Annotated in this window: 10 protein-coding genes; 7 read left to right on the top strand and 3 right to left on the bottom strand. The window is 48.4% G+C overall.

Translation table 11 applies throughout. The annotated features are described in order from the left end of the window. Window positions 1–199: 199 nt before the first annotated feature. The 3 genes from QUB70_RS25975 to QUB70_RS25965 all read right to left on the bottom strand — a co-directional run bounded on the left by QUB70_RS25975 (window position 200) and on the right by QUB70_RS25965 (window position 1,768). Window positions 200–613 (bottom strand): hypothetical protein, encoded by a 414-nt coding sequence (locus QUB70_RS25975; RefSeq protein ID WP_332984346.1) that lies wholly within the window; start codon window positions 611–613, stop codon window positions 200–202. Between the two features lie 150 nt (window positions 614–763). Then, complete coding sequence (locus tag QUB70_RS25970) at window positions 764–1,624, bottom strand: FAD-binding domain-containing protein (RefSeq protein ID WP_332984345.1); 861 nt, start codon at window positions 1,622–1,624, stop codon at window positions 764–766. Window positions 1,625–1,642: 18 nt separating this feature from the next. After that, on the bottom strand, window positions 1,643–1,768 hold the full coding sequence (locus tag QUB70_RS25965; RefSeq protein ID WP_332984344.1) for a hypothetical protein: 126 nt from the start codon (window positions 1,766–1,768) through the stop codon (window positions 1,643–1,645). Window positions 1,769–1,903: 135 nt separating this feature from the next. Between QUB70_RS25965 and ribD the strand changes: the two genes are divergently transcribed. The 7 genes from ribD (at window position 1,904) to QUB70_RS32780 (ending at window position 9,054) form a co-directional block, all read left to right on the top strand. Next, a complete protein-coding gene (gene ribD, locus QUB70_RS25960; RefSeq protein WP_332984342.1) occupies window positions 1,904–3,079 on the top strand; it encodes a bifunctional diaminohydroxyphosphoribosylaminopyrimidine deaminase/5-amino-6-(5-phosphoribosylamino)uracil reductase RibD in 1,176 nt (391 codons plus the stop codon). Between the two features lie 52 nt (window positions 3,080–3,131). Next, window positions 3,132–3,743: a hypothetical protein gene (locus tag QUB70_RS25955; RefSeq protein WP_332984341.1), complete on the top strand. Its 612-nt coding sequence runs from the start codon at window positions 3,132–3,134 to the stop codon at window positions 3,741–3,743. Between the two features lie 298 nt (window positions 3,744–4,041). Next, on the top strand, window positions 4,042–6,063 hold the full coding sequence (locus QUB70_RS25950) for a S8 family peptidase (RefSeq protein WP_332984340.1): 2,022 nt from the start codon (window positions 4,042–4,044) through the stop codon (window positions 6,061–6,063). 12 nt (window positions 6,064–6,075) lie between these two features. Continuing rightward, window positions 6,076–6,291, top strand: coding sequence for a cyanobactin biosynthesis system PatB/AcyB/McaB family protein (locus QUB70_RS25945; RefSeq protein WP_332984339.1), 216 nt, complete (start codon window positions 6,076–6,078; stop codon window positions 6,289–6,291). A gap of 133 nt (window positions 6,292–6,424) precedes the next feature. Continuing rightward, on the top strand, window positions 6,425–7,936 hold the full coding sequence (locus tag QUB70_RS25940) for a LamG-like jellyroll fold domain-containing protein (protein ID WP_332984338.1): 1,512 nt from the start codon (window positions 6,425–6,427) through the stop codon (window positions 7,934–7,936). A 324-nt stretch (window positions 7,937–8,260) separates the two neighbouring features. Further along, entirely contained in the window at window positions 8,261–8,407 is a 147-nt protein-coding gene (locus tag QUB70_RS32785; protein ID WP_442927831.1) for an anacyclamide/piricyclamide family prenylated cyclic peptide, read from the top strand. Window positions 8,408–8,904: 497 nt separating this feature from the next. Then, a complete protein-coding gene (locus tag QUB70_RS32780; RefSeq protein WP_442927830.1) occupies window positions 8,905–9,054 on the top strand; it encodes an anacyclamide/piricyclamide family prenylated cyclic peptide in 150 nt (49 codons plus the stop codon). Window positions 9,055–9,350 lie beyond the last annotated feature (296 nt).

Raw genomic sequence — 9,350 nt, 5'->3', positions numbered from 1 at the left:
AACATATTTAATTATGGACTAATGAGGGGCATAGTATATGTGAGTATTTGTACTCATCACATAAGTGTTATGCTCCCGAGGGGGAGAGGGGGAGAATGGGAGAATGGGAGAATGGGAGAGGGGGAGAATTGCCCAATTACCAATTACCAATTACCAATGACTAATTCCCCATTACCAATTACGGATTTCCAATTACCCATTAAAAAACATATTTTTCAGCGACGCGCCAGTAGCGGGAAAAACGCTTCAAATCAATGTAACCATCGTAGCGGACAAAGGGTTCGGGCGGCAAAACTTCTACTGGGTGCGATCGCCTAATTTCCCGGCAAATATCCTGAAACCGAGGACTGGGACTTTCCGCCGTCACCACTTGATTCGCGCCGCATTCGATCGCAAAAGCGATAACTTCCGCAGCCACATCGCCCCGCCGAATAACTACCGGCAAATCCAGCAAACATTCGTAAATAAACACCATTCGTTTGAGACTCAACTGCCATTCATCAATGAGCGCATCATCCCAAACCCAGATTGCCGGTGCTTCTGGGTGCGCTTGAAAAGCCGGGCCTTCAGGACTCAAACAGTCGCCGTGCAGCCAAATAATTCGATCGTTCATAAATTAGTAATTGTTGACGGTTGACTGTTAACTGTTGACTGTTGACTGTTGACTGTTGACTGTTGACTGTTAACTGTTGATGACTAATGACTAATGACAACTGACAACTGACAACTGCCTACTGACAACTGACAACTGCCTACTGACTTTTTAATTTCTGCTACCTTTTTTAGGGCGGTTCCAACTTTTAGAACCGCCGCTGCGATCGACCTTTTCGCCATGAGGAAACAACTTCCCTTCCAAATATTCGTAAGTTCCCTCAAAATCGCATTGCCCGTACAGAGGACAATCGCCACAATAAACCGCCTTAGTGTAGCGCTCCAAATTTTCCCGATTAAAAAAATAAGGCTTGTGGCTAAAAGTGCTCGCTACCCACTGCCAAGAGAGATTGTTACTCGCCGGATCTCCATCTAGCAAATGTTGCAAAAACCAGCGAGCTCCGGCTTGCCAGCGCACGCGCCGCCAGTGTACGAGATAAGCCGCAGTCCACATCCGCTGGTGATTGTGCAGATAACCAGTTTCTCGCAACTCGCGACTGAAACTGTCGATGCAAACCAAACCAGTCGTGCCCTCAATGACATCCTGCGGCAGAGTTTCGCTGTAATCTTGAGGAGTGTAACCAGTTTTGTAGGGTTCCCGGTCTTGCCAAATCCCCTTGCCCAATTCGGCGTACAGTCGCTGCCAATAATCTCGCCAACCCAACTCGTTGACGAGTTTTACGGCATCTTCTGGATGTGGCACCTTCTCCAGCACGGCATCCCGGACTTCCGCAAGACTCAAAACGCCGTAGCGCAAATAGGGCGACAAGCGCGTTACCGCACCGTTGAGGAAATTGCGGGTTGAGGCGTACTTGCCGGGATCGACTTGTTGCAGGGCTGTCTCGGCTGCTTTCCGCCCGCCTGGGGTTGGGGGTACGCTGCTGTCCCGGGCGGCGGCTTTGGGGAACTGTTGGCGCACGTAGGCAATTAATTCGTCGCGGCTGGCAAATTCCCGCTCCATGTCCTGACTCATTGTTTTTTCAAGCGCCTGCTATTGTTTCTTAATGTTAAAGCTATTCGATCGGGCGTAACTCACATCTTGCACATCAGCAACAGGCAAGATGCCTGTTCCACAAGAAAATTTATCTTTTGTGGAACAGGCATCTTGCCTGTTCATAAAAGCCTAATTGAGAATGGTGCAATATCTCAGCGGTAACGTACAGTTTGCCCCAGCAGCAATCGATCGTCGTTTCGCAGCCAAAATTAGCATCAAAGTCAGTACACTCATGGATAGATATAATACCAAAATCTTATGGAAACTTTTCCGGCGCACGCTAAAGCGATCGCCAGCTTAGCTAACCGACAGCAGCCAGGTACAAAACAACTGGACAACAGCGAAGTTCAAGAGTTCGATCGAGCCATGATGCGCCGCTGCATAGAATTGGCCCGCCGTGCTCTAGGCAAAACCGCACCCAATCCTCTCGTCGGTTCTGTAATTGTCCGAGACGGCAAGATTGTCGGCGAAGGGTTTCATCCCGGTGCCGGTCAACCTCACGCCGAAATTTTTGCGCTCCGGGAAGCGGGGGAACTCGCCGCAGGAGCGACGGTCTACGTGAACCTGGAACCCTGCAACCACTACGGGCGGACTCCTCCCTGTTCCGAAGCTTTAATTAAGGCCAAGGTGGCAAAAGTAGTCGCTGGCATGGTCGATCCGAATCCTTTGGTAGCTGGAGCTGGGCTGGCTCGGTTGCGAGAGGCTGGCATTGAAGTGGTGGCGGGAGTGGAAGGGGAAGCTTGCCAAAAACTCAACGAGGCTTTTGTGCACCGGATTTTGTACCGCCGGCCTTTTGGAATTTTGAAATATGCAATGACTTTGGACGGTAAAATTGCTACCAGTAGCGGCCACAGCGCTTGGGTGACAGGCGAGGAGGCTCGCAGCGAGGTTCACCGGGTGCGCGTCGGCTGCGATGCTGTGATTGTTGGGGGAAATACGGTGCGTCTGGACAATCCACTACTGACGAGTCACCAACCTGATAGGAATAATCCCCTGCGGGTGGTGATGAGCCGCACTCTGGATTTGCCGAAGTCGGCTTGGTTGTGGGAAACCTCTGTGGCGGCTACTTTGGTGCTGACTGAGCCTGGGGTTAACCCGGAATTTCAGGAATTTTTGATTGCAAAAGGGGTGGAAGTTGTGGAATTGTCGCCGCTGACACCGACTAATGTTATGGCTTATTTGTACGATCGATCTTTTCTTTCTGTACTGTGGGAATGTGGCGGCACTTTGGCGGCCAACGCAATTGCTGAGGGTGCAGTTCAAAAAATTATGGCTTTTATTGCTCCTAAAATTGTCGGGGGCCGAGGAGCTCCAACTCCTGTGGGAGATTTGGGGTTTTCCGCAATGACTGATGCTTTGACTTTAGAGCGGGTTTCTTGGCGCGCGGTGGGTGCAGATTGTGTGGTGGAAGGCTATTTGAAAATTAAAGATTGAAAGTTAAAAGCGAGTCTTTTTAGTTTTTGATTTTTAACTTTTAACTCCTATTATGGTTGAAATTCTGATTTGGAGTTTGATGGTTGGCAGTCTCGGCTTGGAGGCTGCAATCATGGGTATCTTGGTGAGCCGCGAGCAATTAGCTGCGGGGCAAAAATGCGATGAGGAGGAAGAAGTTTTGACTCGGTACGAATCTCAAGAAGATAATTTTAATGCGCCTGAAAATGCGATCGCAAATGGCAATCCAAAATCCGATCGCAATTCTGATGATTTGACGGTTTGGGAGTACAAGATTGTGCGGGCTAGCAGGGATTTGTTTCGCAATCCTGCGATTTTTCACAAGCTGTGCGGGGAAGAGGCGGAAGCTGGCTGGATTTTGCTCGAAAAGCTCGACGACAGGCGGGTGCGGTTCCAACGTCCGATCGCACTGCGGGATGCCCCGAGAGCTAATTTACCGCCGTTTGACCCTTACCGCAGTCATTACGGCCCGATGTCGAATGCGATGACTTGGGCGGCGGGGATCGTGTTTCTAAGCGCGATCGTGCTTCCTGCTGTTTTGGGCTATGCTTTGGTGTCGGCTACTCTCAGCAAAAGCCGCTCTAATTTGCCTCCGACACCAATTCAATCTGTGCCCTCTCCCGACGGGCCAACAACTAATAATTGAAACTTCGGAAAGAAGGAAGTTCGGCAACCGAATTCTGTCTCATGAGGGAATAGCGATGCCTCTCTTCAGAGGTATTCACAATACAATCATTTTGTCAATGCGTAAGTCCTACTTACCTTGATCCTTCCTCAATATCTGCGGGTTGTAGGCAGTCTGACCCCCTCATGAGTTCTACCCCCTATAAAAATCCACAAAAATTTACATTAAATTTATCAGAGACAGAATTTGATCAGTACAGACTGCTGTAATATATTTGCCAAGCTTTAGACAAGCTTGGTCAAAGTATTTTTCAGACTTCATGCCCGACTTAACAGAGCTACCAGGTATCCAAGAGCTGTGGACAAAAACTCAAGGGGATTCGCAGATTTGCATAGCAGTCCTTGATGGGTTAGTTGACCTTGTTCACCCCTGTTTTGAGGGAGCGAATCTGACGCGGCTGCCAACCTTGGTAAAAGGGGAAGCACAAGTCTCTGGTTCCATGTCCATGCACGGCACACACGTTGCTAGCACGATTTTTGGCCAGCACAGATCTGAGGTGCGCGGAATAGCACCGCAATGTCGGGGCTTAGTTATTCCCATTTTTGCTGACGATCGCCTTAAACTGGCTCAACTGGATCTAGCTCGCGCGATCGAGCAAGCCGTCAATGCAGGAGCTCACGTCATCAACGTCAGTGGCGGTCAACTGACCGAAATAGGGGAAGCCGAAGGCTGGCTAGCAAGGGCGGTGCAACTCTGCCAAGACCGCAATGTCTTAATTGTGGCGGCAGCGGGCAATGATGGCTGCGAATGCTTGCACGTTCCGGCCTCACTTCCGGCTGTCTTGGCCGTAGGGGCAATGGACAATCGGGGCAAGCCGATTGACTTTAGCAACTGGGGTGAAGCCTACCAAAATCAAGGAATTCTGGCACCGGGAGAAAATATCTTGGGGGCAAAGCCAGGAGGAGGCACAGTCAGGTTGAGCGGTACCAGTTTTGCAACACCGATGATCTCTGGAGTTGTGGCTTTGCTGCTTAGCTTGCAAGTTCAGCGCGGAGAAACGCCCGATCCAGGCAAGGTACGAGATGCCATCTTAAAGAGTGCCTTACCTTGCGATGCAGATCTAGCAGAGAGCGATCGTCGCTGTTTGGCTGGAAAGCTCAACATTCTGGGCGCAACCTATTATTTACTTCAAGGAGGAAAGATGTCCGAGGAATTAGAAGCTGTTGAAGCTGCAGGCTGCGGCTGCGACGGAACTATCGATCTGGGCTCGGGGGTTTCTGAGCAAGTGCTGGAATCTCTCAACCAAGCGCCCGAAACATCAGATTTAGAGCTACTTACTTCAGCGGCTTCGGCAGAAGTAAGCCCGTCTATACCAGCAGCTACAGCTGCAGAAACTTCTTTGCCCCGCCCAATCAATTCATCTAGTGCAGGAAACTCTTTTATGTCCAACAACAGACCGACCGGCATCGCTGCCAGCCAAGCACCCAGCGACCTGGAAGATTCCCAACTCGTCTACGCTTTGGGAACCCTGGGCTACGACTTCGGCAGCGAAGCAAGGCGCGACTCGTTTAAGCAATTCATGCCGGCCTATGAAATTGAGAATACCGCTGTGCCGGCCAACCCCTACGATGGTCGTCAAATGGCGGACTATCTGGAACAAAACCCCTCGGAAGCAAAAGCTTTAATTTGGACGCTGAATTTAGAATTGACACCCATTTATGCCATTGAGCCAGTCGGAGCTTTTGGCCGCGATGTCTACGGGATTTTGCAAGAATTTTTGGCCGGTCAGGTAGAGGGGGAAGAGAGCGAAAACTATATAGAACGAGTCACCATTCCGGGCGTGCTGAGCGGCAAAACTGTCAAACTTTTCTCCGGGCAAGTGGTGCCGGTGATTGAGCCGCACAACACGCGAGGAATGTACAGTTGGAAAGTAAATACCCTCGTCACGGCTGCTTTGGAAACGGTACGGACTACCGCAACAGAAGCAACTGAAGAAACGATGCGGCGCACCCTCGGCAGCTTCCTCAACCGCATTTACTACGATTTGCGGAACTTGGGAACCACTTCACAAGACCGGGCGCTGAATTTTGCAGCTACTAACGCTTTCCAAGCGGCTTCTACCTTCGCTGAAGCGGTAGCGACAGGCATGGAACTCGACAGTATCACAGTCGAAAAAAGCCCGTTCTGCCGGCTTGATAGTGATTGCTGGGATGTGAAATTGAAGTTTTTCGATCCAGAAAATAGCCGTCGCGCTAAGAAAGTTTACCGCTTTACCATTGATGTGAGCGACATCATCCCGGTGACACTGGGCGAAGTGCGTTCTTGGTCTACTCCTTACTAATTTGGAGGTATTATGAAGCTGCCTAAATTATCAGCACCTGTGAAAAGACCGGAACTCATTCACCCACACCGTTCTCTCGATGTTGTGAATGGCCGCTCCGAAGATTTGGTTGACATTCGCATCGATTTGATGCACGGGGCAAATTACAATGACCCAGCAGCTTTTGCTTACCGCAGTTATCAGCAGCTTAAAACTTCTGGTTGTGGCTGCTGGGGGAGCAGGCGGTAAAAACCACTTTTGTCATTTTTTCGGCCAAAAATAACGGCTGATTTTTCAACTAAACAGTTTAGATATGAAATGGGAAACTTAGCCTCCTTCTCCAATTCATATCTAAACTCTGAAGCCAGCAGGAATCAAAGTGATGACTAATCTCCTAAAGAACAGCCGACCAGTTCTGACCTTTGACGGGGTAGACAGTTATGTTGCCATCCCCCACATTTCCTGCGAACTAGGCAACAACTTTACCGTAGAAGCTTGGGTGAAAACTAAAACAAATAAGGGGGTGCAAAGGGTATTTTCGGAGTATCCAGCTTGGGGTTTTGGTTTATTTAACAACCAGCTTCGGTTCACGGTTTATAAGAGGAAAAATTACAACACTACCTCAGCTAAGCTTGTAGCAGGCACTTGGTTTCATCTAGCGCTAGTATTTGAAGCTAACAGCAAGCTACATTTTTATGTAAATGGTGAAATCGTGCAGACTTTGGATGGCAAACGCCGTCAAAAATCTAGCAGCATTAGTTGGTTCATTGGCACAAAAAATCCTCAAGGTGCAGAGTGTTGGAAGGGTCAACTTTCGGAAATCAGAATTTGGAATAAATGCCGCACGCCAACAGATATTCAAGCGGATATGTCTCGCTGTTTGGCGGGGGATGAACCCGGACTGGCCGGCTATTGGCCTTTCAATGAAGGTACGGCTAATACAGTTTGCGACAAGACTCAAAACGCTAATCACGGGACAATTCACGGGGCAACTTGGGAGTTGTCTGAGCTTCCCGTGCTCGCTGAAGTAATTGAAACACAGGAGATAGTTACTATGACGGATACGAATGCTGTGCAAGAACGCTTGCAAACAGTGCTGAACTTTGACGGCATTGATGACAAGATTGATATTGATTATGCCAAGGAAATCAATCCCGCTACGTTCACCGCTGAGGTGTGGGTGATGTTTATTGGAGGCGATGGATACAGGTCAGTATTGACTTCACGGGATGGGTCTGATGTGAATGGTTGCAAGGGCTATTTGTTCTACGCAACTCCTGCTGGGAAATGGGAGTTTTGGCTGGGAAGTGGCGAAGTGGGAGCGAGTTGGACTGTGTTGAGTGGGCCGAATGTTGAGATTAATGTTTGGGTACATTTGACGGGGGTTTACGATGGAAAATCTGATACGGCTTATTTCTATGTCAACGGGCAAGAAGTGAGCAAGCAAGAGAATGTCAAGTTTAAAGCAAATACTAAACGTCCCCTCCGTATTGGTGCGGGGAACACAGAACAACCGGGTTACGGAGATTATTTATTTAATGGTAAAATTTCTGAGGTTCGTCTGTGGAATAAAGTGCGGACGGCTAAGGAAATTCAATCGAAGTTAGTTCACCGTTTAAAGGGAAATGAAGCGGGGTTAGTAGGCTACTGGTCGCTGTCGGAAGGGTCGGGGACTTTGGCGCGAGAAAAGGCGAAAAAACCTCAAAATGGCAAGATTTACGGAGATGCAGTTTGGGGTCAGTCAATCATGCCAATTATTGATGCGCCAGACGCGAAAGAGCGTTTATTAAATTCGACGGGATTGGAAGATTACGGTTACTGGTGGAAGAAGTTGTCTGAGGCGCAAGCTGATAGACCAAAGGTACCTTTCCGCAGGGGCAGAATTTGGTCATAAATTGGTTTTGGAAGGCATCGTTTCTGAGTTTAAATAGGGGCGATCGCTCTTCCATTTCCTGGCAACTTATCAACATAATTTCGGCTTTTGAGGCTGGGTGGCTCTTAAAAACTGGCGCTATTTACTGCGAAAAATTCAATAAAAAATACTGAAAAAAGTTCCTGAAAAAAGCTTGACAACTTTCGATAAAGTGTTAATCTAGTTAATAGAAAAGTCGGTGAGAGTTGCCACGCGAAAACTAGACCCAAACAGGGAAAAGTCAAGCCAAAGGTGACGCTCCTCAGCCGTCGGAAAATCTACCCAAAATTCAAGGAGACTTGTATTATGAAGAAGAAATCTTTGCGCCCCATTCAAACTGCCCCTGTGCAACGGGACACCACTGCCACTTCAGCTAGTAGTAGCCACGGCCTGGCGGCCTCTTACCAACCTAATCTAATATTCTTTGTACAACCACCACCTGTAGTATATTAGATCCAAATCCTTTTGCTGGCGACGAGGCGGAGTAATCACTTCCACAGTATCACTCACCTCAAAAAATGTTGTCAAAACTCAGTTTCATTGCGAATGATTGCGCTTATTGGCAGCGATGAATTGACGTACAATCTCTGTCAATGCTGAGTTTTCCGAGCCCCGATCGATCGCTCTTCAATTTGACCAAATTCTTACTATAAACAAAGGATAACAAAGGGGCGATCGCTCTTCCATTTCCTGGCAATTTATCAACATAATTTCGGCTTTTGAGGCTGGGTTTCTCTTGAAACCGGGCGCTATTTACTGCGAAAAATTCAATAAGAAATAATGAAAAAAGTTCTCGAAAAAAGCTTGACAACTTGCCACGAAGTGTTATTCTAATTAATAGAAAAGTCGGTGAGAGTTGCCACGCGAAAACTAGACCCAAACAGGGAAAAGTCAAGCGAAAGGTGACGCTCAGCCGTCGGAAAATCTACCCAAAATTAAAGGAGACTTGTATGAAGAAGAAATCTTTGCGCCCCATTCAAACTGCCCCTGTGCAACGGGACACCACTGCCACTTCAGCTAGTAGCCATGTCGGCCTGGCGGCCTCGGCCTATGGGAGTCCTCAGAATGCAAATCCTTTTGCTGGCGACGACGCGGAGTAATCACTTCAACAGTATCACTCACCTCAAAAAATGTCAAAACTAAGTTTCATTGCGAATGATTGCGCTCTATTGGCAGCGATGAATTGACGTACAACCCTTGTTAGTTCTTCGTCTTCCGATAGGCACGGCGGGGGTGGTACGAAACAGGAGTTGGATTTTTTGGGGTGAGTAGTTGAACCTTTATCCTCAAGGTGAACCCCGCCGAGTAGCTTGCTACCTCAGTGGCACTTGGTTGGGTTCTTCTGCTTGGGTTTGTACTTCTGGCAAAAACCTCAAGCCAATTCTTACTAAAAGCT

Origin of the sequence: Microcoleus sp. A003_D6, assembly GCF_036702825.1 — a bacterium.
Classification (GTDB): Bacteria; Cyanobacteriota; Cyanobacteriia; order Cyanobacteriales; family Microcoleaceae; genus Microcoleus.
This window is presented reverse-complemented; position numbering and strand designations above follow the sequence as displayed.

Coding starts and splice junctions, on each gene's coding strand:
- QUB70_RS25975 (WP_332984346.1), bottom strand. CDS start 613: ATGAACGATCGAATTATTTGGCTGCACGGCGACTGTTTGAGTCCTGAA.
- QUB70_RS25970 (WP_332984345.1), bottom strand. CDS start 1,624: ATGAGTCAGGACATGGAGCGGGAATTTGCCAGCCGCGACGAATTAATT.
- QUB70_RS25965 (WP_332984344.1), bottom strand. CDS start 1,768: ATGAACAGGCAAGATGCCTGTTCCACAAAAGATAAATTTTCTTGTGGA.
- ribD (WP_332984342.1), top strand. CDS start 1,904: ATGGAAACTTTTCCGGCGCACGCTAAAGCGATCGCCAGCTTAGCTAAC.
- QUB70_RS25955 (WP_332984341.1), top strand. CDS start 3,132: ATGGTTGAAATTCTGATTTGGAGTTTGATGGTTGGCAGTCTCGGCTTG.
- QUB70_RS25950 (WP_332984340.1), top strand. CDS start 4,042: ATGCCCGACTTAACAGAGCTACCAGGTATCCAAGAGCTGTGGACAAAA.
- QUB70_RS25945 (WP_332984339.1), top strand. CDS start 6,076: ATGAAGCTGCCTAAATTATCAGCACCTGTGAAAAGACCGGAACTCATT.
- QUB70_RS25940 (WP_332984338.1), top strand. CDS start 6,425: ATGACTAATCTCCTAAAGAACAGCCGACCAGTTCTGACCTTTGACGGG.
- QUB70_RS32785 (WP_442927831.1), top strand. CDS start 8,261: ATGAAGAAGAAATCTTTGCGCCCCATTCAAACTGCCCCTGTGCAACGG.
- QUB70_RS32780 (WP_442927830.1), top strand. CDS start 8,905: ATGAAGAAGAAATCTTTGCGCCCCATTCAAACTGCCCCTGTGCAACGG.